22 protein-coding genes, 1 tRNA gene and 1 pseudogene are annotated in these 26,304 nt (G+C 41.2%); 20 read left to right on the forward strand and 4 right to left on the reverse strand.

Annotated features, from left to right (window positions below):
• Nucleotides 1-10 precede the first annotated feature (10 nt).
• The 10 genes from rsfS to lipA all read left to right on the forward strand — a co-directional run bounded on the left by rsfS (nt 11) and on the right by lipA (nt 9,233).
• A complete protein-coding gene (gene rsfS / locus AAEY97_RS19785; RefSeq protein WP_011636184.1) occupies nt 11-340 on the forward strand; it encodes a ribosome silencing factor in 330 nt (109 codons plus the stop codon).
• Nucleotides 340-810 carry a 23S rRNA (pseudouridine(1915)-N(3))-methyltransferase RlmH gene (gene rlmH, locus AAEY97_RS19790; protein ID WP_101088699.1) on the forward strand — a complete coding sequence of 157 codons (471 nt, stop codon included), beginning with the start codon at nt 340-342 and terminating at the stop codon, nt 808-810. Before rsfS ends, rlmH begins: the two co-directional genes overlap by 1 nt.
• A gap of 129 nt (nt 811-939) precedes the next feature.
• Entirely contained in the window at nt 940-2,796 is a 1,857-nt protein-coding gene (mrdA, locus tag AAEY97_RS19795; protein ID WP_101088698.1) for a penicillin-binding protein 2, read from the forward strand.
• Nucleotides 2,778-3,899 carry a rod shape-determining protein RodA gene (gene rodA, locus AAEY97_RS19800; protein WP_011636181.1) on the forward strand — a complete coding sequence of 374 codons (1,122 nt, stop codon included), beginning with the start codon at nt 2,778-2,780 and terminating at the stop codon, nt 3,897-3,899. Before mrdA ends, rodA begins: the two co-directional genes overlap by 19 nt.
• 14 nt (nt 3,900-3,913) lie before the next feature.
• Nucleotides 3,914-4,927 (forward strand): lytic murein transglycosylase B, encoded by a 1,014-nt coding sequence (gene mltB, locus AAEY97_RS19805; protein WP_162023781.1) that lies wholly within the window; start codon nt 3,914-3,916, stop codon nt 4,925-4,927.
• Nucleotides 4,917-5,729 (forward strand): septal ring lytic transglycosylase RlpA family protein, encoded by an 813-nt coding sequence (locus AAEY97_RS19810; RefSeq protein ID WP_101088696.1) that lies wholly within the window; start codon nt 4,917-4,919, stop codon nt 5,727-5,729. Before mltB ends, AAEY97_RS19810 begins: the two co-directional genes overlap by 11 nt.
• A gap of 156 nt (nt 5,730-5,885) precedes the next feature.
• Nucleotides 5,886-7,094, forward strand: coding sequence for a serine hydrolase (locus tag AAEY97_RS19815; RefSeq protein ID WP_101088858.1), 1,209 nt, complete (start codon nt 5,886-5,888; stop codon nt 7,092-7,094).
• A gap of 155 nt (nt 7,095-7,249) precedes the next feature.
• Nucleotides 7,250-7,516, forward strand: coding sequence for a DUF493 family protein YbeD (gene ybeD / locus AAEY97_RS19820; RefSeq protein WP_011636177.1), 267 nt, complete (start codon nt 7,250-7,252; stop codon nt 7,514-7,516).
• A 101-nt stretch (nt 7,517-7,617) separates the two neighbouring features.
• The gene (gene lipB / locus AAEY97_RS19825; protein WP_101088695.1) at nt 7,618-8,268 is read left to right on the forward strand and encodes a lipoyl(octanoyl) transferase LipB; all 651 of its coding nucleotides are present in this window, start codon (nt 7,618-7,620) and stop codon (nt 8,266-8,268) included.
• Nucleotides 8,268-9,233 carry a lipoyl synthase gene (gene lipA, locus AAEY97_RS19830; RefSeq protein WP_101088694.1) on the forward strand — a complete coding sequence of 322 codons (966 nt, stop codon included), beginning with the start codon at nt 8,268-8,270 and terminating at the stop codon, nt 9,231-9,233. The genes lipB and lipA overlap by 1 nt, the downstream gene beginning before the upstream one ends.
• A 74-nt stretch (nt 9,234-9,307) precedes the next feature.
• Here the strand turns inward: lipA and rimI are convergent, their stop codons facing one another.
• Together rimI and AAEY97_RS19840 are read right to left on the reverse strand one after the other, a co-directional pair.
• The gene (gene rimI / locus AAEY97_RS19835; protein ID WP_351000976.1) at nt 9,308-9,766 is read right to left on the reverse strand and encodes a ribosomal protein S18-alanine N-acetyltransferase; all 459 of its coding nucleotides are present in this window, start codon (nt 9,764-9,766) and stop codon (nt 9,308-9,310) included.
• Nucleotides 9,753-10,127 carry a hypothetical protein gene (locus tag AAEY97_RS19840; protein ID WP_101088692.1) on the reverse strand — a complete coding sequence of 125 codons (375 nt, stop codon included), beginning with the start codon at nt 10,125-10,127 and terminating at the stop codon, nt 9,753-9,755. Before AAEY97_RS19840 ends, rimI begins: the two co-directional genes overlap by 14 nt.
• Before the next feature lie 520 nt (nt 10,128-10,647).
• On the opposite strand from AAEY97_RS19840, the gene AAEY97_RS19845 reads away from it, so the two are divergent.
• The 3 genes from AAEY97_RS19845 to AAEY97_RS19855 all read left to right on the forward strand — a co-directional run bounded on the left by AAEY97_RS19845 (nt 10,648) and on the right by AAEY97_RS19855 (nt 14,210).
• On the forward strand, nt 10,648-11,325 hold the full coding sequence (locus AAEY97_RS19845) for a helix-turn-helix transcriptional regulator (protein WP_162023783.1): 678 nt from the start codon (nt 10,648-10,650) through the stop codon (nt 11,323-11,325).
• 196 nt (nt 11,326-11,521) lie between these two features.
• Nucleotides 11,522-12,781, forward strand: a complete 1,260-nt coding sequence (locus tag AAEY97_RS19850) for an aromatic amino acid transport family protein (protein ID WP_162023784.1) — start codon at nt 11,522-11,524, stop codon at nt 12,779-12,781.
• A gap of 67 nt (nt 12,782-12,848) precedes the next feature.
• The gene (locus AAEY97_RS19855) at nt 12,849-14,210 is read left to right on the forward strand and encodes an L-serine ammonia-lyase (RefSeq protein ID WP_162023785.1); all 1,362 of its coding nucleotides are present in this window, start codon (nt 12,849-12,851) and stop codon (nt 14,208-14,210) included.
• An 857-nt stretch (nt 14,211-15,067) separates the two neighbouring features.
• Here the strand turns inward: AAEY97_RS19855 and ansB are convergent.
• Nucleotides 15,068-16,126 carry an L-asparaginase 2 gene (ansB, locus tag AAEY97_RS19860; protein ID WP_351000982.1) on the reverse strand — a complete coding sequence of 353 codons (1,059 nt, stop codon included), beginning with the start codon at nt 16,124-16,126 and terminating at the stop codon, nt 15,068-15,070.
• A 498-nt stretch (nt 16,127-16,624) separates the two neighbouring features.
• Between ansB and aspA the strand changes: the two genes are divergently transcribed.
• The 6 genes from aspA (at nt 16,625) to AAEY97_RS19890 (ending at nt 24,577) form a co-directional block, all read left to right on the forward strand.
• Nucleotides 16,625-18,067: an aspartate ammonia-lyase gene (gene aspA / locus AAEY97_RS19865; RefSeq protein ID WP_192114321.1), complete on the forward strand. Its 1,443-nt coding sequence runs from the start codon at nt 16,625-16,627 to the stop codon at nt 18,065-18,067.
• A gap of 116 nt (nt 18,068-18,183) precedes the next feature.
• On the forward strand, nt 18,184-19,485 hold the full coding sequence (locus tag AAEY97_RS19870; RefSeq protein WP_162023788.1) for an anaerobic C4-dicarboxylate transporter: 1,302 nt from the start codon (nt 18,184-18,186) through the stop codon (nt 19,483-19,485).
• Between the two features lie 138 nt (nt 19,486-19,623).
• A complete protein-coding gene (locus AAEY97_RS19875; RefSeq protein WP_123883716.1) occupies nt 19,624-20,349 on the forward strand; it encodes a fumarate reductase cytochrome b subunit in 726 nt (241 codons plus the stop codon).
• A 203-nt stretch (nt 20,350-20,552) separates the two neighbouring features.
• Nucleotides 20,553-22,562 (forward strand): fumarate reductase flavoprotein subunit, encoded by a 2,010-nt coding sequence (locus tag AAEY97_RS19880; RefSeq protein WP_162023789.1) that lies wholly within the window; start codon nt 20,553-20,555, stop codon nt 22,560-22,562.
• Complete coding sequence (locus tag AAEY97_RS19885; RefSeq protein WP_011636162.1) at nt 22,559-23,284, forward strand: fumarate reductase iron-sulfur subunit; 726 nt, start codon at nt 22,559-22,561, stop codon at nt 23,282-23,284. Before AAEY97_RS19880 ends, AAEY97_RS19885 begins: the two co-directional genes overlap by 4 nt.
• A gap of 240 nt (nt 23,285-23,524) precedes the next feature.
• Nucleotides 23,525-24,577, forward strand: coding sequence for a porin (locus AAEY97_RS19890; protein WP_162023790.1), 1,053 nt, complete (start codon nt 23,525-23,527; stop codon nt 24,575-24,577).
• A 691-nt stretch (nt 24,578-25,268) separates the two neighbouring features.
• Here the strand turns inward: AAEY97_RS19890 and AAEY97_RS19895 are convergent.
• Nucleotides 25,269-25,345 (reverse strand) — tRNA-Trp (locus AAEY97_RS19895).
• Nucleotides 25,346-25,943: 598 nt separating this feature from the next.
• Between AAEY97_RS19895 and AAEY97_RS19900 the strand changes: the two are divergent.
• Nucleotides 25,944-26,096 (forward strand): annotated as a pseudogene (locus AAEY97_RS19900) (IS630 family transposase); the annotation flags it as partial.
• Between the last annotated feature and the right edge of the window lie 208 nt (nt 26,097-26,304).

Consider the following 26,304-nt stretch of genomic DNA (forward strand, 5'->3'; position numbering starts at 1 on the left):
GGTACTTCGAGTGCAAGGCACCGAACTAAAAGATTTCGTTATCGACAAAGTCGATGATTTAAAAGCAAAAAATATTACTGTTATAGATGTATCTAAGCGGTCAACCATTACCGACACTATGATCATTTGTACTGGTACATCAAAAACACACGTTCGATCTATTGGTGAGCACGTAATCGTGTCAGCAAAAAATGCTGGCGTGCAACCTCTTGGGGTCGAAGGTCGTGACAGCAGTGAATGGGTATTAGTTGATTTAGGCTCAGTGATTTTGCATGTGATGCAAGAACAAACTCGTGATTACTACGAGCTTGAAAAACTTTGGTCTGAACACAGCGTCTAATGAAGTTACAGCTTATTGCCGTTGGCACCAAAATGCCCGATTGGGTAACCCGAGGCTTCGAAGAATACCAACGCCGTTTCCCTAGAGATATGGCTTTGGAACTCATCGAAATCCCAGCAGGGAAACGCGGGAAAAATGCTGATATCGCCCGAATTTTACATAAGGAAGGCGAATTAATGCTAGCGGCAGTAGCAAAAGGTAACCACATTGTCAGCCTAGATTTACCCGGTAAAAACTGGACAACACCAGAACTTGCCGAGCAAATGACAAAGTGGCAACTCGATGGTAGAGATGTCAGCTTACTTATTGGTGGCCCAGAAGGACTTTCACCTGCTTGTAAAGAGGCGGCCAACCAAAGCTGGTGTTTATCTGCCCTGACCTTACCTCACCCTTTGGTTAGGGTTATTGTGGCAGAAAGCCTATATCGAGCTTGGAGCGTCAATAACAATCATCCGTATCACAGAGAATAAACTCAGTCGCATGAATAACTAAGCTTATCGATAATGATTATCATGCAACTCTTTTTTTCATGTTCATCAGCTGATACTGTGACCTTCTATAATTCAACCTTCCATTTGGTAAAGACGGGGATAGCATAAGTGTCGCCAAATAAGCGCATTACCATGCATGATCACGCCGCAGAGGCCGCGCTATTTAAACGCCGTGCATTATTCACTTTTATTTGCGTATTCTTTCTACTCTGCATCTTATTTTCGAATCTTTATCATCTTCAAGTTGTCTCTTACAAAGACTATGAAACTCGTTCAAATGATAACCGTATCCGTGTGGTTCCTACTCCGCCTAGCAGAGGGTTAATTTATGACCGTCATGGCGTACTATTAGCCGAAAACCAACCTTATTATTCTTTAGAACTTATTCCAGAAAAAGTCGATGACATTACCGCGACTTTGGACGAGCTTAATACCTTCATTGAACTCTCAGAAGATGAGCGCGAAAGCATCACTGAAACCTTAAAGTTTCATCGCCGGTTTAAGCCGTTAACCATTAAAAGTAAATTAACCGACGAACAAGTCGCCATCTTTAGTGTTAATCAATATAAATTTCCTGGTATTTATGTTGAAGCAGGTCTTAAGCGTCATTATCCCTTTAATGCGCTAATGACTCATGTATTGGGTTATGTCGGCAAAATTAATAGCCGAGATAAAGCCTTACTTGAAAAAAGCAGTCAGTGGAAAAACTATGCTGCAACCAAAGATATTGGTAAGCAAGGTATTGAAAAATTTTATGAAAGTTTACTTCATGGTACCCCTGGTCACCTCGAAGAAGAGGTCAATAATCGTGGCAGAGTGATCCGCACGCTTAAAGTGACTCCGCCAACACCAGGACAAGATATCTATCTCACGTTAGATCTCAAACTACAGCAGAAGGCCATGGAGCTTTTAGATGGCCGCAAAGGCTCCGTTGTGGCTATAGATCCTAGAGATGGCGGTGTTTTAGCCATGATTTCAAGCCCATCATATGACCCAAACCCCTTTGTTCACGGCATTAGTTCTAAAGCTTATAATGAGCTGTTAAACGATAAGTCGCGGCCATTAATAAATCGTTCAACCCAAGGGCAATACTCACCTGCGTCAACCATCAAACCGCATGTTGCATTACTTGGGTTAGAAGAAAAAATCATTAGCGAACGCACGCGGATTTGGGATCCAGGCTATTGGCAAATGCCAGGCGTCGATCGCAAATGGGGCGACTGGAAAAAATGGGGCCATGGCTGGGTAGATATCTATCATGCCATTGTCGACTCTTGTGATATTTTCTTTTATGACCTCGTCTATAAAGTTGGCATCGATAGAATGGCCATATTTATGGATCGCTTTGGTTTTGGCAAAAGTACTGGCATTGATATTTTTGAAGAATCAGATGGCGTAATGCCATCTCGAGACTGGAAAAGAATGCGTTACAACCAACCTTGGTATAACGGCGATACAATTTCGGTCGGTATTGGCCAAGGATATTGGACCACTACTCCTCTACAGCTTGCTAATGCGGTGACTATCATGGCAAATAAAGGCAAGCGCTTTACGCCTCATCTATTAAAATCATTTAAAAATAGTACCGTTAAAATTGATTCGCCGATTGATGAGCAAGTACCAATAGAGCTTAAAGACCCTCGTAATTGGGACATCATCAATGAAGCTATGCGCCAAACTGCTGATAAATCTCGCTTTACCGATGCAACCTATACTGCAGCAATGAAAACGGGTACTGCACAGGTATTTAGCGTAGCTAAAGATCAAAAATATAATGCCAACACTATCGCAGAACACTTACGCGATAATGCATTAGTTGTTGCTTACGCTCCTTACGAAAACCCTCGTATTGTTTTGGCTGTGGTATTAGAAAACGCCGGCTGGGGTGGCGCCAATGCTGGCCCGCTAGCTCGAGCCTTGCTCGATGAGTATATTTTACGAGACGAATGGGCGGTAAAACCGTGAATAATCATGCATATCAAAAATCGTTTTGGCAAAAAATACACTTAGATGTGCCATTACTCATCGGCATCGTTATCTTAATGAGCTTTGGCCTTTTTGTGATTTATTCTGCCAGTGGCGAAGACCCTGCGATGATGGAGCGTCAACTTGTGCGTATGGCGTTGTCGTTAGGCGTCATGTTTTGCTTTGCACAAATCAATCCTGAAATACTCAGGCGTTGGGCTTTGCCTATTTATCTTGCTGGGGTAGCGTTACTCATCGGTGTTGAACTGTTCGGCACCATTAATAAAGGTGCCCAGCGCTGGCTAAACTTAGGATTTATGGAATTCCAACCATCGGAACTCATCAAACTAGCCTTCCCCATCACCATGGCGTGGTATATCAGTAAGTTCCCGCTACCACCCAAAAAGCGATATCTGGCCGGTGGCGTTATTATTCTACTTATTCCAACATTACTCATTGCTAAACAACCTGACTTAGGCACCTCTATTTTGGTCGCAGCTTCTGGAGTATTTGTGTTGTTTTTATCTGGCATGAGCTGGCTAATTGTCGGCGGCTTTGTTACTGCGATTTTGATCTTTTTACCCGTATTGTGGTTTTTCTTGATGCACGATTATCAGCGAACTCGAGTATTAACCTTGTTTAATCCAGAACAAGATCCTCTCGGCGCGGGTTATCATATTATCCAATCGAAAATTGCCATTGGTTCTGGTGGACTTTGGGGTAAAGGTTGGCTTGATGGGACTCAATCACAATTAGAGTTTTTACCTGAGCGACATACCGACTTTATCTTTGCAGTGATCGGAGAAGAGTTCGGATTAATTGGCAGTTTAGTGTTACTGGCAATGTATTTATTTGTCATTGGCAGGGGTCTGGTTATCGCTTCACGAGCACAGACCAGTTTTGCACGCTTATTGGCCGGAAGTATCACCCTAACGTTTTTTGTCTATGTTTTTGTTAACATCGGCATGGTATCAGGCATTCTACCTGTGGTTGGTGTACCTTTACCGCTAATCAGTTATGGTGGAACCTCAATGCTGACCTTAATGACAGGTTTTGGTATTTTAATGAGTATTCACACCCACAGACGATTTGTCGATAGATAGGATTAACGTTAACCATGACAAAAATAACCGTTCAAATCGCCAGCTTAGCATTACTTATGAGTGCTGTTTTTGACGCAAATGCAGTGACCGAAACTGATACTCAAGCGTTACAGAAAACCTTTATTGCCGAACAAGTAAAACAAGGATTTAAGCAACAAGAAGTCGAGCAGTTTTTAGCATCGTCAAGCTTCGACCAAACCATTATTGACGCGATATCAAAACCTTGGGAAGCGAAACCTTGGCACCAATATTATCCTATTTTTTTGACCGACAAACGGTTGCAAAAAGGGCTAGAGTTTTGGCAAGAAAACCAGCAAACCATCGATAAAGCAGCCAAGCAATTTAACGTCGATCCACAAATTATAGTGGCGATCATTGGCATTGAAACATTCTATGGTGGTTACTTAGGCAATTATCGTGTGCAAGATGCCCTGTACACGCTGGGCTTTCATTACCCACCACGGGCAACGTTCTTTCGCAGTGAATATGCCAATTTAATGTCGTTGATTAAAGAAGAAAAACTCGATAATGACACCTTAAAAGGCTCATATGCTGGAGCAATGGGTTACGGTCAATTCATTCCATCTAGCTACCGCCATTACGCTGTGGATTTTGATGGTGACGGTCGACGAGATTTATTAACCAGCAAAGCTGATGCAATTGGCAGTGTAGCTAACTATTTTCATCAACACGGTTGGCAAAAAGGCCAACCTGTAGCGTTATTGCTAAATCACACCTCAAGCACGGCCCCTAAAGCGAAGGTATGGACCAAAGAAAAGCTTCACTATAAGGTATCAGACATTCTTAGCCCATCATTAAGCTTGGCAGATAATCAAGATATTGATGCGTCACAAGCTGCATTGTTAATTAAACTAGATCAAGCTGAAAGCACTGAATACTGGCTCGGGCTTAAAAACTTTTATGTGATTACTCGCTATAATCGCAGCCCATTATATGCCATGGCGGTTTATCAGTTTAGCCAACAACTTAACGCTCATCATAAATCGGTAAATCAACATGGTCATTAATTACCGTTTCATCTTATTAATCATTTTTAGCAGTGTCTTTCTCATTAGCTGCTCGTCAAATGATGCTAAAAACTCTTCTTCAGGAAAAAAAAGCCGCTATCAAATGGCTAACGATCGTTATCCTGATGACGCACCAGACGTGAGCTTGGTTAAAAACGCCCAACCTAAATACGAACCTTATAGCAGACAAGGTAATCGTAACTACACCGTATTAGGCAAAAGCTATCAAGTGCTCGACAGCGGAAAGGGATTTAAAGAGCAAGGTCATGCATCATGGTATGGCTCAAAGTTTCATGGTCATTTAACCTCTAATGGCGAAACTTATGATATGTACACTATGTCTGCAGCGCATAAAAACCTGCCCTTACCCAGTTATGTCAAAGTGACCAATTTAGACAACAATAAACAAATTATTGTTAGGGTAAATGACCGCGGACCATTTCATCATGGTCGAGTGATTGATCTATCTTATGCTGCGGCTTACCACTTAGGCATGCTGGCCAGAGGAACCGCAAAAGTCGCTATTGAAACCGTTTACATTCCCTCACCAGAAGAGCGAGTAATAAGCGATTTAAAAGATGACGACAATCATTTTATTCAAGTTGCAGCGTCGCAAGATAAACTGCGTATTAATATGTTAGCCAAACAGTTAGAAACCAAATACGCCGTTAATTCTCGCGTGACATCCATAAATGGCATGCACAGATTACAGTTGGGCCCGATCAGACAAATTCATCTAACCAATAAATTGCTCGATCGTGTGCAAACAGATGGTTATCCACAAAGCTTTATCGTACCGTAAGCCATAATACTGGTGATACAGAGTAACATTAAGCTTCATTTACATTGGATGAATGAACCTTAATGCGAAATGGTTGCCTACTAATGTATAATCGAAAAAATATACCAATTGATCTTTGTCTTTTCTTCGACTAACTAGAGACGTGCTAACTTCATGATGACTTCCAAAACTGCTCAATTAACAACGATGCTCTTTGCATCTGTTGTCTGTTTTTCTTCAATCGCAGCAACGCCACAACCAGATATACGTCCTACACCCAATCGCGCACCTATGGTGACACCAGACGCGCCTAGTGTTGCTGCTAAAGCTTACGTGCTAATGGATTATAATTCTGGCAGAGTTATTGCTGAAGAAAATGCCTACGAAAGTTTAAACCCAGCAAGTCTGACAAAAATGATGACCAGCTATGTTATTGGCCATGAAATCCGCGTTGGTAATATTTCATTAGATGATGATGTAGCCATTACCAAGAACGCGTGGGCAAAGAATTTCCCTGATTCATCTAAAATGTTCATTGAAGTGGGTAAAACCGTCAAAGTACACGACTTAAACCGCGGTATTATTATTCAATCGGGTAATGATGCCTGTGTTGCTATGGCTGAGCATATTGCCGGGACAGAAGGTGCATTCGTTGATTTAATGAATTCATGGGCTAAGCAATTAGGCATGAAAGACAGCTACTTTGAAAACTCTCATGGTTTAGATTCAGAAAATCACAAAACGACAGCCTATGATATGGCCATTTTAGGTGCCGCGCTGATCCGTGATGTACCTGAAGAATATAAAGTGTATTCAGAGAAGTCTTTTACCTATAACGGCATTAAGCAATATAACCGTAATGGCTTGTTATGGGATAAAAGCTTAAACGTTGATGGTATTAAAACTGGTCATACATCAGGTGCAGGCTACAACCTAGTATCTTCAGGCACCAGCGAAGGCATGCGTCTTATCAGTGTTGTGATGGGCACATCGAGTGAATCTGCACGTAAAGCTGAGAGTAAGAAACTACTCAACTATGGTTTCCGTTTTTTCGAAACGATTACACCATACAAAGCTGGCGATACCTTCGTAACTCAACAAATTTGGTATGGCGACAGAGACACAGTTGATCTCGGTGTGATGACCGATACCCCTATTACTATTAGCCGTGGTAAAGCAAAAGATTTACAAGCTAACTTTGAATTAACTAAGCCACTAACAGCCCCACTTGCTAAAGGCGAAACCGTCGGTCGCGTCTTTTTCCAGCTTGATGGAAAAGACATTGCTCAATTCCCGCTAGTGACATTGAATGAAGTTCAAGAAGGCGGTATGTTCAGTAAGTTAATGGATTACTTTAAACAAATGTTTGCCAGTTGGTTTGAGTAATTATTCAGATTGACATGATTCACTAATGAAACTATTAGTGAATCAACTAATTAAAGCCGCCTAATCAGCGGCTTTAACTTTTTAAGATCTACCGGGCTTGAATCGGGTATAATTGCCACCATATTAGTAACACCAAAACAGAATCGAGTAAGTTAATGTTAAATACAACGTTTGACCAAGTGATGGAATTTCCTAATTCGTGCCCTTTCAAAGTGATTGGTGATGCTGACGATACCTTAGCCGATCGTGTTGTTGCTGTAGCGCAACAACTTGCTCCCGGTGATTATGTTCCAAGCGTGAAGGCATCAAGTAAAGGCAGTTACTATTCAGTGACCATCCGTATTACTGTTACCAGCAAAGAACATATTGAAAAAGCGTATATTGATCTTGCCGCAATTGAAGGTGTAAAACGCGTACTGTAAGAACCAAAAGAGTCATCTTTACTCATAAACTTGAGTATAATACTCAAGAATTCATCCATTGACTCGATGGACACACAATTTATCTGGGGGAGACGTTGCCCTTGCAAGCACAAACACTGCACATCCGCCATCTTGGCATGCAAGACTATGAATCGACATGGCATGCAATGCAGGAATATACTGACACTCGCGATAGCGACAGCCAAGATGAACTTTGGATTGTTGAGCATCAACCAGTATTTACCCAAGGCCAAGCAGGTAAAAGCGAGCATATACTCAACCCTGGTAATATTCCGGTTATTCAAGTCGATCGTGGTGGCCAAGTTACTTATCACGGCCCAGGACAATTAGTGGTTTATCCACTTATCGACATCAAACGTAATAAACTAGGCGTTCGTCAATTAGTGAACAATATTGAGCAAAGTATTATTGACATGCTCGCTTGTTACGCTATTAATGCTTACGCAAAAGCTGACGCTCCTGGTGTTTATGTAACAGAACGAAAAATTGCCTCTTTAGGATTACGCATCCGTAAAGGTTGCTCTTTTCACGGCTTAGCATTAAATGTCGATATGGACTTAGCCCCGTTTCAGCGTATCAATCCTTGCGGATATGCGGGTTTAGAAATGGTGCAATGTAAAGCATTAGGTGGTCCACAAACTGTGCTTGAAGCTGGCGATAAATTAATCCAAACCTTTAGCCAAATTATGGGCTACCAACAACTTGTACATCATCAAGGATTAGCAGAATAATGAATAGGCCTGAAAGATTACAACCAGGTGTCAAATTACGTGATGCCGATAAAGTCGCACGAATTCCTGTAAAAGTCGTGCCATCAGAGCGCGAAACTATGCTGCGTAAACCGGATTGGTTACGAGTAAAATTACCCGCGTCAAATCAACGTATTCTCGAGATAAAAGCGGCATTACGTAAAAACGGATTACACTCAGTTTGCGAAGAAGCCTCTTGCCCAAACTTAGCAGAATGTTTTAACCACGGCACAGCAACCTTTATGATCTTAGGTGCAATCTGTACCCGTCGTTGCCCTTTTTGTGATGTGGCCCATGGTCGCCCACTCAAAGCGGATTCTGACGAGCCTAAAAAACTGGCTCAAACGATTAAAGATATGAAATTAAAGTATGTGGTGATTACTTCTGTTGACCGTGATGATTTACGTGATGGTGGTGCACAGCATTTCGCTGACTGTATTCGCGAAATTCGTTTATTAAACCCTGAAATCAAGATTGAAACTCTGGTTCCTGATTTCCGAGGTCGTATCGATGCCGCTTTAGATATTTTAGCGACCGAGCCTCCTGATGTATTTAATCACAACCTTGAGACGGCTCCAGCTCATTACCGCAAAGCACGTCCAGGCGCTAACTATCAGTGGTCATTAGATCTACTTAAACGCTTTAAAGAGCGTCACCCAACGATCCCGACTAAGTCTGGTTTAATGATGGGTCTAGGTGAAACTAACGAAGAAATAGCCGAAGTATTACGAGATTTACGCGCCCACAACGTGGAAATGCTCACGCTTGGTCAATACTTACAACCATCTAAATTCCACCTACCTGTTGAACGCTATGTTCCACCTGCCGAATTTGATGAATTGAAAGCCTTAGCTGATGAACTTGGTTTCACTCATGCAGCCTGTGGCCCACTTGTTCGTTCAAGCTACCACGCAGACTTACAAGCTCAAGGTAAAGAAGTTAAGTAATCTTACTTCGCCCGAATAAAAAACAGCGCTCTATTAGCGCTGTTTTTTTGTATTCAATTGAATCACGCAAAAAATTAACTCAATGCCAAATCCATTAAAATGGCATCTTCATAACCATCATCTGTAGGGTAATAATTTTTACGCCTGCCTGACTCAATAAAACCAACTTTCTCATATAAATATTTTGCAGCCTCATTTGACTGACGAACTTCTAACATCAGCACAACTGCACCCGCATCTTTCGCATCATCAATCAATTGCTGCATTAATAACGAGCCAAACCCTGAGCCTTGTTTATCTGGTGCTACACAAATATCGAGTAACGTCGCCTCATCTATAATTTGCTGTACTATCGCAAAACCCAACAAACCATCTTGCAGCTTAATGCCCAAAACGCGATATAAAGGCCCAAAACACTCCTTTAAGCCAGTTTCTGACCAAGGATGAATATGAGCTTGATTTTCAATACTCGCCATTGCAGTAACATGCTCAACGCCAAGGGGGACAATTAAGTGACCATCAGTGTTGTTCATTGGTCAGGCCTTTACTTAATTGCTGGGTTTTGTCTAAATGTTGAGAAATTTGCTGCCATAAATGACGTTTTTCATCCACAAGTGCATGAAGGTCTGTTAGCGGCGCACTTACAACCCAAGCAACACGAGGACGAACTTTTGTCTTACGCATATCCCATATCACCTGTGGTCCTTTAATCATTTCACAATCAAACTCGCACTGTTCAATATCAACGTTTAATAAACGCAATACATCATGGATAAAAGTTTGATCAGATAAATCGGCATCGAGATCATGCAACACTAAGTAAGGCTTTAACGGTTTATCAGCACTGAGCCAGCGAGTAATATTCATCGCATCTAAAAAAGCAGATTTATCCATCGAACTCTCAAAAACAAGGATACTTCAACAAGCATAACAGTTAACTAAATAAGGTTTAAGGTAATTTAGCCCTAACAGGTGAGATTCCACTCATCTTAGACAACTACTGACTCCCAGATAGCTGATCCTCTAAAGAGATGTAGATTCACAATAAATCTAATCAAAATTTATCCGCTCAATAAAATCGATAGAAATAGCCTTCCAGAGTTTGCTGTCTGTTTTGGGCTCGATGCAAGCTGAAAGGTGACAGTTAAATTTTTTTAACTTTAATTCATCATATATCTAGAGATTAATATCTTTGTGTTCACAAACTATAAAGCTAACTATATGTAACCCAAATAAGCGATAAGATAACCAATATAGTAATTTGGATCACAATAATTAACTATATGTAACTATCCTATTGACTCAATCTGGCCATTATTGTCTTATACGTCTTATCAGCTCGAACGATTAATTGCATTAAAAGTATATAAATGGTCAATTAAGGCCAATTTTAGTTAACTTTAGTGGTATTTACATGACTATGAACGCATACAAATCATTCAATATTGTGTTTACAGATAAAGACAAAGAATTTATGAAATCCAATTTCCGATTGGCAGAAACCGTCGCGGAATTTATAGGGCCTCATTGTGAAGTGGTGGTCCATTCCTTCGAAAGCTTCGAGCATTCCGTCGTTAAAATTGTCAACGGACATCATACCGGCCGAACCGTAGGTTCACCAATTACCGATATGGGTCTGAAAATGCTTCGTGCTTTTGAGAAAACAGGAGATGCGACACCAAAAAGCTATTTCACTAGAATCAAAGACGGATCTTTACTGAAATCGACAACATGCGTACTCGCTGGGGAGAATGAAAAACCAATAGGATTATTTTGTGTTAATGCCAACTTATCCTACCCATTTACCGAAATCATTAAAACATTAATGCCCGAGACGGCAAGCGCTTCAATCGGTGTTAATGAGAACTTTAGTTCATCTCCAACTGAATTAATTGAAAAAGCGCTTGAGAATGCAATTATTCAAGTTGAAAACGACGAAAAAATCAACTTGAAAGGGAAGAATAAAGCCATAACCAAACTGCTGTTTGAAAACGGAATTTTCGAACTTAAAGAGGCAACAAACACGGTTGCAGAACGGCTAGGAATAACTCGCCACGCAATTTATAAGTATATTCGCGAGTTTAGAACCTAACAAAAAGTGGTAATGAAATTAGAAGTTACACATTGGACTGGCATGCAAAGATAGTTGATTCAGAGCACATTATTCTGAACTGAACGGGATTCCGTAATATTTGCAGAACAAGAGCCATATGATTCAGTCCCTATGGGTAAATCTGAGACAGAACCGTTGTCGAATCAATTATTATCAATATTGTGAGTGTATTAATATGAGCTCAAGAACATTAACGAATGACTCCTTCTTACCTGTAGATCAGAGTCGATTTAACTATCAAGATTTTACTTGGTGCCTTTCTCTTTTTGGCACAGCTGTGGGGGCGGGAGTTCTTTTTCTTCCTATTAAAGCTGGAGCAGGTGGTTTTTGGCCTCTCGTTATTTTAGCTTTAATTGCTGCTCCTATGACATGGTTCGCCCATAAGTCTCTGGCTCGGTTTGTGCTATCGTCAACGAAACCAGAATCGAATATTACCGACACAGTTGAGGAGCACTTTGGTAAAACAGGTGCCAACCTGATTTCCTTTGCCTATTTTTTTGCTATCTTTCCTATCGTTCTAATTTACGGGGTGGGGATCACTAATACCGTAGATTCCTTTATGGTAAACCAGATGGGTATAGCATCAATTCCACGCTGGATATTATCTGGAGGATTGATTCTGGCAATGACGGCCGGTGTCGTTTTTGGTAGAGAACTTATGCTGAAAGTCACTTCTATTCTAGTTTATCCATTAGTTTTTCTGTTGCTGGCACTATCGATTTATCTAATCCCAGACTGGAATACTTCGATGATGGAAGTATCGCCTGAATGGTCATCTATGCCATCGATTATTTGGCTATCGATTCCTCTTATTGTCTTTTCGTTCAATCATAGCCCTATCATCAGTCAGTTCACGAAAGAGCAACGTCGAAAGTATGGCCAAAATGCAGTAGAAAAAACTGACGCTATTACAGGTGGTGCTGCGTTGATGTTGATGGGATTTGTTATGTTCTTTGTATTTTCAGTGGTGCTATCTTTGTCACCGGAACAGCTACTATTAGCTAAAGAACAAAATATTTCTATCCTGTCTTACCTGGCCAATGAACATGAATCTCCAATGATTTCTCTAATGGGCCCTATTGTGGCGTTTACAGCAATTACCTCCAGTTATTTTGGCCACTTCCTTGGTGCGCACGAAGGTCTGGTAGGGGTGATTAAGTGCCGGACGACTGCTTCAGTAAATATCATTGAAAAAGCATCACTTGCTTTCATTGTGCTGTCTACATGGGTGGTTGCTATCGTTAACCCAAGTATTTTAGGCATGATTGAGGCTGTGGGCGCTCCTATGATTGCTGCGATTCTATTTTTAATGCCCGTTTTTGCGATGCATAAAGTTCCTGCAATGGCTAAGTATAAAACATCACTTCCTGTTCAAATTTTTACGGTTATATGCGGCTTAGCTGCTATTAGCTCTGTTCTTTACGACATATTTTAACAGCTCTATCCATTCATAAACTATGACAAAAGCTTCTAGGTATAGAAGCTTTTGCAAAGGAATCAATATGATTAGTGTTTTTGATATTTATAAAGTGGGTATTGGACCTTCAAGCTCTCATACCGGCGGACCAATGAAAGCAGGAAAAGAGTTTATCGATGAGTTACGTTCGAAAGGCAAGCTTCGAGATATCACTAGAATTACTGTTGATTTATATGGCGCACTGTCACTCACAGGTAAGGGACACAACACAGATATAGCCATTATTATGGGTCTAGCGGGTAATCTACCGGAAGACGTCGATATTGAAAGTATCCCCGGTTTTATTGCACGGCTGGAGAAAAGTGAAAGGCTTCCTGTAGGCATGCACTGTCATACGGTGTCTTTTCCTCACAATAAAAGCATTCACTTCCATAATACAAATTTAGCACTGCACGAAAATGGCATGCAGATCCATGCATGGATAGAAAACGAGAAAGTGCTCTCCAAGACTTACTATTCTATCGGAGGAGGATTCATTGTTGATGAAGAACATTTCGGCAAACAAGAGGAACAGTTAGTAAAAGTTCCTTATGAATATTCTACAGCTGAAGAATTGATTAAACATTGTAAAGCTGAAGGATTATCGATTAGCTCTTTAGTGTTAGAAAATGAAAAATCGCTGCGCCCAGACGGTAATATTCAAGCTCAGTTTACTCATATCTGGAAAACGATGCGTGAATCTATGGATCGCGGTATGAATACCCAAGGGGTACTACCAGGACCAATGCGGATCCCTCGACGTGCCGCTGCGCTTTGCCAACAACTTGTGGCTTCTGAATCTACTTCTAATGACCCTATGGCTGTTATTGATTGGGTCAATATGTTTGCTTTTGCAGTGAGCGAAGAAAATGCATCTGGAGGCAGGGTTGTCACAGCACCTACCAATGGGGCTTGCGGTATTGTCCCAGCAGTAATTGCTTATTACGACAAATTTATCCATAGAGTTACCGAGAAAGACTATATGCGTTTTCTGGCGGCATCTGGAGCTATTGGCGGGTTATTTAAACAGAATGCTTCCATTTCAGGAGCGGAAGTTGGCTGCCAAGGAGAGGTTGGAGTTGCGTGCTCAATGGCTGCTGCAGGGCTTGTTGAGTTATTGGGAGGTAGTCCTGAACAAGTATGTATCGCTGCAGAAATTGGTATGGAGCACAACTTGGGACTGACTTGCGACCCAGTATCTGGAAGGGTGCAAATACCTTGCATTGAACGTAATGGAATTAACGCAGTAAAAGCGATTAACTCTGCACGTATGGCATTACGTCGTTCTTCAGATCCTCTCGTATCTCTTGATAAAGTCATCGAAACAATGATGGAAACAGGTAAGGATATGAACTCTAAATATAGAGAAACCTCTTTGGGTGGATTAGCTATCAAAGTTCTTTGCTGATATTAAAAACATTAGATGCAATTTTTATTTATGGTAACTTCATATGGATTTATTTTAATTAAAACAAATAAAAATCAAAAATCAAAAAACCAGCTATACATTTAATTTATTATTTATTAAGAGTTTAAAATCATGAATAAGACCATGTAAAAACATTTCGTTTTCACAACTCATTTAGTTTGAGAAGGAATTAAGTTAATTTAAAAGCATCTAAATTATCACAGCTGCTGCAATTATTACGGATGCTTATTTTATGCATTTGTAAGATGAGAAGTAACCGACTCATATTTTTAATTAACAACGCCTGATTGACACCCTTAACTTCTAACATTAAAGCTTAATTCGCGTAATGACGGTTAAAATCAAAAACAACTTAAATGATTTATTTAACTCGTGCATAAGTTAGTAGTTAACGCTTAGTTAAATACAACTTTCGCTTTATCTACTAATAAATTTCACGATTAACACTACCAATCACATTCTCATCTTTTTACCCATTTAGACAATGAGTATATGCAGATAATCGCTGACTACCTGCATTACCCTCGAGTACTTTAATAGATTACTCTGTTCAGATTAATATTTATTAATTGTTACTTAGGCTTATCTCGTATTTTTTTTGGGGGCATCCTAATAAAATATTTATAAATAGCGTTAACCAAGGTGTACGAACTAGGTTACTGAATATTAAGACTGCTGCACTACAGGCATTGCATATTGTAGAGAGTGTTATGTGATTTTTATTAGGAATAATAGACGCTATAACGAGAATAAAGTACATAAAAAAAGCCAGTAGGGCTGACTACTGGCTTCATAAAATGTAGATTTAACCTAGTGTTTTGTGCCTCAGCTAGTACCTAAAACTGCTGGAACCAGCGCTGGATTTGTTGAGGATCTTTACTTTGAGTTAACGATAACATCAACAGAATACGGGCTTTTTGTGGATTAAGATTACCAGCAGCAACAAAGCCGTATTTGGCATCATCTATTTCAGCATCTAGAGTAGTGGCACCGGTCGGTACACGGCTAGAGCGGACAACCAATATGCCTTTTTTGCTCGCCTTAATGAGTGCATCGAATACAGAGTGATAAATGTTGCCGTTACCTACACCCGCACTAATAATGCCATCAAACTCCGCTTCAACCATAGCTTTAGCAGGTAAATCACTAGCATTAGCGTAGTTATAAACAATACCTACCTTTGGTAAAATATCGAGCTTGCTGATATTAAAAGGGGTTTGAGTCGTATGTTGACGTTCCGTTCTGCCCATATACTCAACCTTACTGTTATGAATAATACCAAGCGGGCCAAAATTAGGCGCAGCAAAGGTGTGTACTCCAGTAGTATTAGTCTTCGTTACATCGCGGGCGTTAAGCACTGTATCGTTCATTACGACTAAAACACCTCTGCCTTTAGACTCTAGATTCGCGGCAATGGCGACTGCATTATACAGATTCATAGGTCCATCGGCACTCATAGCAGTGGATGGACGCATTGCACCAACCAGCACTACAGGCTTATCGCTCTTGACAGTTAGATTCAAAAAATAAGCAGTTTCTTCTAAAGTATCAGTGCCATGGGTAATCACAATTCCATCGACATTTTTATCCGCCAGTAAAATATTAATCCGTTTGGCTAAGTCTAACCAAACTTTATCGTTCATATCTTGCGAACCGATTTTAACGAGTTGTTCACCTTGAATATCGGCAAGCTGCTTTATCTCCGGCACAGCTGCTACTAAGCTATCAACTCCCACTTCTCCAGACTGATAATTTGACTCAGTAGCCGATTGGCCCACACCAGCAATGGTTCCACCTGTGGCAATAATTCGAACCTGTGGAAGCGCTTGCACCGCAAAGGATATAAATAACCCTAAGGTAACCGATAGCAAGAGCTTACGTATAGAAAAAATCATACTAACTTCCTTTTATTAATAATAAACACTTCACAAGTGTGCACTATTATTAAATTCTCACCGTGATAGTTATCACTAAACTTAACAACTAAAACCAAATGAAAATCTAAATAAAAAATTAAATAAAAAAATAACTAAATACACTTTCAATTGACGCAGTAATTTTATTAGGAAACACTTTTAGCATCAAAAATAAGTTAACAAAAAATAACAATTCAACATACAGTTTGGATCAAATAGTAATAGATCACACAAATCAATTCAGTTGAGATGTTTATCTAACTACGAAACAAAATCTATAACCAGATACAAATAAGTGATCTTCATCTATATTAAAATACCACTTAAGGGGTAACCTCCCTCCCAATAGTTAAGGAGAAAGTTCTCCTTAATATTTTCGAAGAGTTATTTTTGATATGCAATTTAAGCTTATATACACATACCATAGCTCCAGGTCGAAAATATATCTTACTATTAACAGGATTTAATAGGATAGAAATGAAAAACACTAATAGCACACGTATCGAAGAAGATTTATTGGGTACTAAAGAAGTTTCTAATGAATTTTATTATGGCATTCACACATTACGTGCAATGGAAAACTTTAAATTAAGTAATCAAAAAATTTCAGACGCACCTGAATTAGTACGAGGCATGATGCTAACAAAAAAAGCGGCGGCCATGGCTAATAGCGAATTAGGGGCTGTAAGTCCTGAGATTGCGAATAAAATTATTGAAGCCTGCGATTTGATCCTCACTACAGGTCAATTTGTCGATCAATTCCCAGTAGATGTTTATCAGGGCGGTGCTGGTACCTCGGTCAACATGAACACCAATGAAGTATTAGCCAATGTTGCATTGGAACTCATGGGGCTAGAAAAAGGCCGCTATGATGTCATCAACCCTAATGACCATGTTAATAAGTGTCAATCCACTAATGATGCTTATCCTACAGGTTTCAGAATTGCATTGGTCAACAGCACAGATACTTTATTAGAGGCATTAACCGATCTCATCAGTGCCTTCGACACTAAAGCTACAGAATTTAAGACCGTATTAAAAATGGGCCGCACTCAGTTACAAGACGCAGTGCCTATGACATTAGGACAGGAGTTTCACGCTTTTGCTGTAACACTACGCGAAGAAATTAAATCGATTAAACGTTGCCAAGAATTATTACTTGAGGTGAATTTAGGCGCAACGGCTATTGGTACTGGTCTAAACACTCCAATAGGGTACTCCTCATTAGCCATTAAACATTTGGCTGAAATTACTGGACGTGAATATGTACCAGCAGAAGATTTGATTGAAGCGACATCGGATTGTGGCGCCTACGTTATGCTGCACAGCGCAATTAAGCGTATGGCCATTAAAATGTCCAAAATCTGTAACGATTTACGCTTGCTTTCATCAGGTCCACGCACTGGATTCAATGATATCAATTTGCCTCAATTACAAGCCGGTTCTTCAATCATGCCTGCCAAGGTCAACCCTGTGATCCCAGAGGTGGTTAACCAAGTCGCTTTTAAAATTGTCGGTAACGATATTACGATCACTATGGCTGCAGAAGCCGGCCAGTTACAACTTAACGTAATGGAACCTGTCATTGGCCAGGCGATGTTTGAGTCGCTAAGCCTTATGGGGAATGCCTGTATCGCACTGCGTGAGAAGTGTGTTGAAGGGATCACAGCCAATCCTGATGTCTGTATGAATCATGTATTAAATTCAATTGGCATCGTTACCTATCTTAATCCGTTCATCGGTCACCATGAAGGCGACATTATCGGAAAGATTTGTGCCCAAACGGGTAAAAATGTTCGTGAAGTGGTGCTAGAACGAGGCTTACTAACAGTTGAAGAACTCGATGAAATCCTCTCCGTTGAAAACCTGATGCATCCTAAGTATCAGGCTAAACGAAATACCAGCAAAGCCAAAGTGTAGCCCAGTGGAGTTGGGGGAGTCCTCCCCCAACTCAAACTCAATTATTCAACAATAAGCCTGTGCAAAACTGACATTTATACAGGCTATGCCAATTAACACATAATAGAGTTAATACTATGATTATATTAGAGATAATTATCGTGCTTGGGGCTATTTACCTAGGTGCAAGAATGGGCAGCATGGGGATCGGCTTTGCTGGCGGTGTCGGAGTGCTGATACTGACTGCTGGACTTGGACTTACACCAGGGACGATCCCGATTGATGTAATACTAATCATTATGTCGGTGATCACCGCCATTGCGGCCATGCAAGTATCGGGTGGGATGGACTATCTCGTCTCACTGGCAGAAAAATTACTACGTAAACATCCAAAACAAATTACCTTTCTAGCACCTGTCGTCACTTATTTCATGACACTCTTTGCTGGAACGGGCCACACAGCATTCTCAACCTTACCTGTTATTGCTGAAGTCGCCAAAGAACAAGGCATACGTCCATCTCGTCCTCTATCTATCGCAGTTGTAGCATCTCAAGTCGCCATTACCGCCTCACCTATTTCAGCGGCCGTAGTGTTCTTCTCTGGCATCCTAGAACCTTTTGGAGTGGACTATTTAGTCCTATTAGCTGTATGTATCCCCTCGACTTTTCTCGCTTGTATGGTCGGGGCCGTCGTAGCCAATTTAATGGGTAAACCGCTCGCAGAAGATCCTATCTACCAAGACCGTTTGGCCAAAGGATTAATCAAAAAACGCGGTGCTACCCAAATAAACATTAAAGATGGTGCTAAACGTTCAGTGGTGATTTTTTTGATGGCTATTGCGGCTGTGATGATTTATGCCACTGCGATTTCCGACAAAGTGGGATTAATTGTTAATCCGGTACTGCCTCGCGATTCAGCCATCATGGTGATTATGCTAACTGCTGCTGCAGCAATTACGATTTTTTGTAAATTAGACGCTAGCGAAATTTCTAATGCTGCCACTTTTAAGTCAGGTATGTCTGCCTGTGTCTGTGTGCTAGGCGTTGCGTGGTTAGGGGATACTTTTGTTGCAAACCATATTGATGAAATCAAAGACCTTGCTGGAACCTTATTGCAAAGTCAGCCTTGGCTATTGTCGGTAACCCTGTTCTTCGCTTCCATGCTGCTCTATTCACAAGGCGCCACCACTAAAGCCCTGATGCCTGCGGCTTTAGCCATTGGTGTGAGCCCTTTAACTGCTGTTGCCTCTTTTGCTGCTGTAAGTGCTCTGTTTGTATTACCTACTTATCCAACACTGCTGGCAGCTGTCGAGATGGACGATACCGGTTCAACTCGGATTGGCAAGGCAGTATTTAACCACCCATTTCTCATCCCTGGTGTGGTGACAATTGCTACCAGTGTCGCGTTAGCGTTCTTATTTGGCGGCATGATTATGTAGCTCAATGTTAAACAAAGTAATCGAAGGGCTAATGCAGGAAATGGATTAACCCTGTTCTTTTAATCTTTATATAGAGACTTTGTTTTGGGGTAATGCTTACGCATTTACATCATAACAAACCTTATGAGAGGTGAATTAATGTCAGAAAAAACGCGTGTTCCAACCGCCATCAATGGTGGACCATTTGGACAAGCTTGGTCAGCTAGAGCCGACTGTTTACAGAGTTTGACGGGTGCTTTACTGGGCGCTTTCTTATTAGTGCATATGCATTTTGAGGCAAGCATTTTATTAGGTAAAGAAACCTTCTATCGCTTCGTGCAAGTACTTGAAGGTGGCATGTTTAGCGCTACTGGTCACGGTTGGCCACTAGTGACACAAATCTTTTCGGTATTTATTTTAGTTATCGTCGTCGTTCACGCGGCACTAGCATTACGTCGTTTTCCGGTACAACTTGGCCAGTGGCGTGCACTTCGTGGCTTTATGTCCAACATAAAGCATAAAGACACTCGTGCTTGGTATTGGCAAATGATTACTGGATTCATCTTATTTTTCTTAGTCTCAGCACATCTTGCAACCATGATTTTGGATCCTGAAATTGGTCCACACCTCTCAGCCGACCGCGTCTATAACGGACATGCCTGGCTCTTGTATGTGGTATTCCTTCCGGTTGTATTAGTACATGGCTTAATTGGCTTATACCGAGTGATATTAAAATGGGGAGTGAGCAATAATCGTTCTCTCATACGCACCATTGCCCAAGTGTTAATGATCTATTTACTTTGTTTAGGTTCATTAAGCCTCATTACCTACATCTCTATTGGAAGTGAACTAACACTACCCGTTCAGCCGTTTATTCCGAAGTAATAGTCATGTTAAGGGGGACGCTAAGTGTGATTGCCTGGCAACAAACAGCCAGAGTGAATAACAAAATGAGCCCCCCCCCCTGAATAGCAAGGCTAAGCCTCAACACACAGATCCTCCTCTGACGAATAGGTGCATTACATCTATCGCAGGGGCGTAATAGAAATTCATACACATTATCTAGATTATTAGATAAGGAGCTGATTTTGAAACTTATTTATACAGACTCATTAATCATTGGTGCCGGGCTAGCAGGCCTTAGAGTAGCCATTGCCACCAAAGAACGCGGCCTAGACACACTGGTATTATCGCTTATTCCGGCAAAACGTTCACATTCCGCGGCAGCTCAAGGCGGTATGCAAGCAAGCCTTGGCAACACAGTTAAAGGCATGGGTGACAACGAAGACATACATTTTCAGGATACGGTAAAAGGCTCTGACTGGGGCTGTGACCAAGATGTGGCACGTATGTTTGCCCATTGTGCCCCCAAAGCCATACGTGAGCTGACAAACTGGGGAGTGCCTTGGTCTAGAATTTCTGCTGGTCCACGCGATGTGATAATGAATGCAAAAAAGGTGACGTTACATGAAGCAGAAGAAGCTCATGGCCTCATCAATGCTCGAGATTTTGGCGGCACCAAAAAATGGCGAACATGCTATACCGCCGATGGTACTGGCCACTCATTATTGTATGCGGTAGATAACCAAGCTATATCGATGGGCATTCCGGTACACGAAAGGATTGAAGCCTTATCACTGATCCATGATGGTAAGCGTTGCCACGGAGTCATTGCACGCTGTTTAGTGACCGGAGAACTGCGCGCCTATGTGGCTAAATCAACTACGATTGCGACTGGAGGTTACGGCAAAATTTATGAAATATCGACTAATGCCACTATCTGCGAAGGTATAGGCCAAGCGTTAGCACTCGAAACTGGCGTCGCGACATTAGGCAATATGGAAGCGGTACAGTTTCATCCGACAGCCATCGTCCCAGCAGGAATTCTTACCACTGAAGGTTGTCGCGGTGACGGCGGCATACTACGCGATAAAGACGGTCATCGCTTTATGCCAGACTACGAGCCAGAGAAAAAGGAACTCGCTTCACGTGATGTGGTATCTCGCCGCATGACCGAACATATTCGCAAAGGTAAAGGAGATGACAGTCCTTACGGGCCACATCTCTGGTTAGATATAACCATTTTAGGTCGTGAGCATATTGAAACCAATCTGCGCGAAGTTAAAGAAATTTGTGAATATTTTCTTGGAATAGATCCCTGCAAAGAGTGGATCCCTGTAAGACCTACCCAGCATTATTCTATGGGCGGCGTTCGTACTAATGCCACCGGTGAAAGCCCACAACTTAAAGGACTATTTAGTGTTGGAGAAGCTGCATGCTGGGATATGCATGGTTTTAATCGTTTAGGTGGTAATTCTGTGGCAGAAACCGTAGTAGGCGGCATGATCATCGGTAAGTATGTAGCCGATTTTTGTGAACAAAATGCCTTAGAAATTGATACTGCCCTTACCCAAAAATTTCTCGATAAATTGCAAAATGAAATCGATAACTTAGTCGACGGTAAAGGTACAGAGAACCCCTTCGACATAAAAAAAGAAATGCAACGTATCATGATGAATTACGTCGGCATCTTTCGAAATGGTCCTGAACTAGACAAGGCTATAGCCGAGCTTAAAGCATTACTTCTACGCGCAAAAAATCTAGGACTTAAGTGTAAAAAACGTCATTCAAATCCTGAATTAGTTGAAGCTCTGCGCGTCACCAGAATGTTGAAAGTAGCCTTAACGGTAGCCTGTGGGGCTGCTGCACGCACCGAAAGCCGTGGAGCCCACTCTAGAGAAGATTATCCACAACGCAATGATAAAGATTGGCTAAACCGTACATTGGCTACCTGGCCAAATGACGAGTCATTAGAACCCGTTTTACATTATGAGAAGCTCGATGTAATGAAAATGGAGTTACCTCCTGGATACCGTGGTTACGGCAACGATAACAACATAGCCCATCCCGATACAGAGAAACGAACTCAAGAAATAAACAAAATAACGGCAGAACTTGGCGACGCCCCAGATAGGCACGCACTGCAGCAAGCATTGATGCCATATACGCTACCGAGCCATCTACAACCAGCTAATGAACGTCTTAGCAATACATTAGCAGTCATACCATCTCAACCGGTAGGAAATAAATCATTATGAGCCGAAAAATCACCTTTAATATCTTCCGCTACGATCCGCAAGATAGCCAAGATAAGCCAAAAATGGAACGTTATGAATTAACCGAAACAGATGGTATGACAGTATTTATCGCATTAAATCAATTGCGTGAACAACAAGATACTTCGTTACAGTTCGACTTTGTGTGCCGAGCAGGTATTTGTGGCAGTTGCGCCATGGTGATTAATGGCTTCCCAACCCTTGCCTGTCGTACCTTAACGGCAAATTACCCTGATGGTGAAATCACCTTAATGCCTCTACCTGGCTTTGAACTGATTGGTGACCTGTCGGTAAACACCGGGAAATTTATGCGTGAATTAGCCGAGCGATTAAAGCTCTGGTTACATCCTAAACCGGACGATCAAGACATGCATCGCCTAGAAAATCCAATGGCACCAGAAGAAGCCGCGCGGATATATGAATTGGAACGCTGTGTCGAATGTGGTGTCTGCGTCTCTGCATGTGCCACCAAACAAATGCGAGACACCTTTGTGGGCGCAGTAGGCATGATGAAAATTGCCCGTTTCGAAATGGATAGTAGAGACAACCGCAGCGCAGATGACTTCTACCATGTTATCGGTAATCAAGATGGAGTCTTTGGCTGCATGACGCTGTTAGGTTGCCAAGATAACTGCCCTAAAGACTTGCCCCACATGCAGCAAATTGCTTACTTACGCCGAAAAATGGCCTCGACAATTCTCTAGTCAAAAAAGTCCTTTAATCAAAAAACTTGCTGCTTTGGCGAGATTGATGAGGGCAATACAACACTAAAACTTTGCAAACAGGCGTCCCTGTTTGCAGTAAATATGTGGGAGCTTTTGCATTGTCGCTAGGCACCTGCTCACGCACTGTCACAAGTGCACATCCTTACTACTAGCAGTACTGTTTAATCGGTAACCAAACCATTAGCAGAACACTAGTAGTTGTTATGTAAGGAAACATAAATGAAACCGTCCCAACTAAAGTCGGCAATTATTATGCTGAGCTTTGCGGCTCCTATATTCACAACTCAAGCTAATAGCAACACCGATACTAATGAGGAGTTACGAGCTGAACTACAACAAATTCAGCAAAGGCTCGCCACGCTTGAAACCCAAGACAGTGAGTTATCTTTGCTTTCAGATACCCAGTTTAATTTTTATGGTTCTTTACGTCCGACATTCGGTCTTACCCATACCAATTCAGACGATGTGTGGGATGTTGGAGATGCTAACTCACGGATTGGTTTTGCGACGGAATACCAATTAGGAGATGGCCTAATGGCCTTTGCTAAAGGCGAGTTTAAAGTTGATATAAGAAATGATGGTGACTTTGGCGATGCACGAAAAGCCTATGTCGGAATCGAAGGTTTTTTAGGTCGGTTTGCTATTGGTAAGCAAGCAGTAACACAAGAAATCATTTACGATCCCGTCGATATTTTCAATCGTTCAGGAACCCCAATAGCCTATGACAGTGCAAGTCCATTTAGACTTAACAATCTAGTGACCTATAGAAAGCAATTCGGCGATATTTTGTTTTCTGCTGATGCCCAATTCGATGGTAACAAAGGAAGTGATGGGAGTGATTTTTTTAACACCGGTTTACGTTACAAAACCGACCTAATCTACATAGCCGCAGCGTTTTACACTAAAGAATTAGAAGACGGTACAGATGAAAATACCGTAGGTGTCACCTTAGCTAAAAACTTTGAGTCACTGTACCTAGCTGCTGCTTATCAAAGCATAGACAAAGACATCGCCGATGGTTCAACTCTTGATATAGTCGCAAGCTACTTCATCAATGAAACCTATAAAATTAAACTGGGGATATCTAAATACGATGATGGTGGCAACAATATCACCTCAGGTAATTATAATGCCTATAACACCACCTTTGAATGGCATAAAACATCGAAATTCAGTACCTTCATCGAATATCAGAAAAAACACTTTGAATACCAAGAGACTGATGATCAAATTATGATCGGTATGCGCTATAACTTCGATTATAAGTTTTAAGCCGTAAATGAACTTCATGATTCAGTAAAAGTAATGGCCCCTATACTTATTAGAGTGCCATTAGATACTGTAAGCATGAGCAAACTAACCATGGTTAACATGGTTAACTACTACTTTTAAATACACTAACAGTATAAATCTACCCCCCCCTGATATTCCGTTAAGAAAAAGCTACGGAGGATTAACGCATAATGTTAATTCTCCGTAGTGAATTATCCATAAAACATCAGAATATTCAGTACATAAATCGAAAATACTACAGACAGTAGTTCGAGAATTTGTCGAAAAAATCCAGAAAACTACAAACCTAGGCTTTGCAGAGTTCTACTGAACTAATCGTTTTCCAAGGAAAATGGATAAGAAACAAATAAAGGCATAATGAGGATGACATGAAGTAGTCAACTAAATAAAAATGCACATAAGAGCGACAAGCATTTCCATCACCAATGAAAAAACAACAGGCTAACTCAGAAACGTCAGGCTGCTCTTAGCAACAATGAAAGTGAAACAGGAACAAGAAAGCCCATATATAGAGAAACAAAAAATTTATACTCATAAGTCTAAAAATATAAATTACAAAAGGGACAAAGGGGTAATAACAGGAGTACAGATGTTAAACTTTCTGTTTCTAAGTTATATTCTACACAATTGAAAACGGCTCGCATATTTCTATGCAAGCCGTTATTTTATTTGGCAGGGGTGGCAAGACTCGAACTCGCAACCATCGGTTTTGGAGACCGCTGTTCTACCAATTGGAACTACACCCCTGTTGACGAGGGGCATTATGCTAAAACCACCACCAAAGGTAAAGTACTTTTTATCATAAAGTGCTCAATTGCAGTTTTTTCAGGCAAGTTAGCCAATCTAATCAATTTATGTGTAGATCATACAGCTAAGTAGAGCCATTTGGCTTCAGACCAAACGTACGTCACATCCGCACGCCAAACCAAACCCAGTTTATGTCGTCAACGTTAAACAGCCGCTTTAACAAGTTAGACGCGATTGTAGACTCATCATTCGCTATCTTGTAACGATGCTTCCTGAATTGACTACTGATGAGTCCTGCATCTCTCATTAATCTCGCAGCCTTATAACGGCCAACATTTTTTACCCAACTGATTAAGCTAGCCAGCATCGTTCTCGCTCCTGCAGGCTCTCGGCTATCACGGTGTATTGCAATTGTTACTGACGTAAATTCTCACGTTCAAGCTTTACTAATCCACGATGTTTGAGATGATAATGTTAGCTACTACGCGATAGCTATTTAACTCATGGCATTAGCAGCCTCGATGATAAACATAATCCAGGTAGACCCGCTCAATTATCACTTAAGCTCCCCCTATTCCACAGAATAGAACAAGTGTAACAATGGCTTCGTCAGAATGAACTAGCTAATCGTTGTTTTAGTGGATATGACGATATTGTTGAGCAGTGTTCCATTGCATGGAATCGATTTATTGCAGAGCCGGAAAGGGTGATTCAACTATGTTCTAGACGGTGGACAGAATTGACCAATTAATTAATGTAAATGGTATAAAGCATTACAATACAAAACGTGGTCATAGTTATAACAATTATATGACGCCAGCCGCTGCCGAAATGGCAGCATAAAAACGCCCCCTGTTTGTGTACAGTTTTACTTGACCACATCAAACTGCTGTCATGTTTTGGCCAATAACAAACTCTACACTATAAATTGCAGACGTAAAAAAGCCCGTTACGTTAGT

Source organism: Shewanella sp. TB7-MNA-CIBAN-0143 (genome assembly GCF_040310065.1).
GTDB lineage: Bacteria > Pseudomonadota > Gammaproteobacteria > Enterobacterales > Shewanellaceae > Shewanella.

Excerpts from the sequence above, each read along its gene's own strand:
- rlmH (WP_101088699.1), top strand. The coding sequence starts at position 340 with ATGAAGTTACAGCTTATTGCCGTTGGCACCAAAATGCCCGATTGGGTA.
- rodA (WP_011636181.1), top strand. The coding sequence starts at position 2,778 with ATGGGCGGTAAAACCGTGAATAATCATGCATATCAAAAATCGTTTTGG.
- mltB (WP_162023781.1), top strand. The coding sequence starts at position 3,914 with ATGACAAAAATAACCGTTCAAATCGCCAGCTTAGCATTACTTATGAGT.
- AAEY97_RS19810 (WP_101088696.1), top strand. The coding sequence starts at position 4,917 with ATGGTCATTAATTACCGTTTCATCTTATTAATCATTTTTAGCAGTGTC.
- AAEY97_RS19815 (WP_101088858.1), top strand. The coding sequence starts at position 5,886 with ATGACTTCCAAAACTGCTCAATTAACAACGATGCTCTTTGCATCTGTT.
- ybeD (WP_011636177.1), top strand. The coding sequence starts at position 7,250 with ATGTTAAATACAACGTTTGACCAAGTGATGGAATTTCCTAATTCGTGC.
- lipA (WP_101088694.1), top strand. The coding sequence starts at position 8,268 with ATGAATAGGCCTGAAAGATTACAACCAGGTGTCAAATTACGTGATGCC.
- rimI (WP_351000976.1), bottom strand. The coding sequence starts at position 9,766 with ATGAACAACACTGATGGTCACTTAATTGTCCCCCTTGGCGTTGAGCAT.
- AAEY97_RS19840 (WP_101088692.1), bottom strand. The coding sequence starts at position 10,127 with ATGGATAAATCTGCTTTTTTAGATGCGATGAATATTACTCGCTGGCTC.
- AAEY97_RS19845 (WP_162023783.1), top strand. The coding sequence starts at position 10,648 with ATGACTATGAACGCATACAAATCATTCAATATTGTGTTTACAGATAAA.
- AAEY97_RS19850 (WP_162023784.1), top strand. The coding sequence starts at position 11,522 with ATGAGCTCAAGAACATTAACGAATGACTCCTTCTTACCTGTAGATCAG.
- AAEY97_RS19855 (WP_162023785.1), top strand. The coding sequence starts at position 12,849 with ATGATTAGTGTTTTTGATATTTATAAAGTGGGTATTGGACCTTCAAGC.
- ansB (WP_351000982.1), bottom strand. The coding sequence starts at position 16,126 with ATGATTTTTTCTATACGTAAGCTCTTGCTATCGGTTACCTTAGGGTTA.
- aspA (WP_192114321.1), top strand. The coding sequence starts at position 16,625 with ATGAAAAACACTAATAGCACACGTATCGAAGAAGATTTATTGGGTACT.
- AAEY97_RS19870 (WP_162023788.1), top strand. The coding sequence starts at position 18,184 with ATGATTATATTAGAGATAATTATCGTGCTTGGGGCTATTTACCTAGGT.
- AAEY97_RS19875 (WP_123883716.1), top strand. The coding sequence starts at position 19,624 with ATGTCAGAAAAAACGCGTGTTCCAACCGCCATCAATGGTGGACCATTT.
- AAEY97_RS19885 (WP_011636162.1), top strand. The coding sequence starts at position 22,559 with ATGAGCCGAAAAATCACCTTTAATATCTTCCGCTACGATCCGCAAGAT.
- AAEY97_RS19890 (WP_162023790.1), top strand. The coding sequence starts at position 23,525 with ATGAAACCGTCCCAACTAAAGTCGGCAATTATTATGCTGAGCTTTGCG.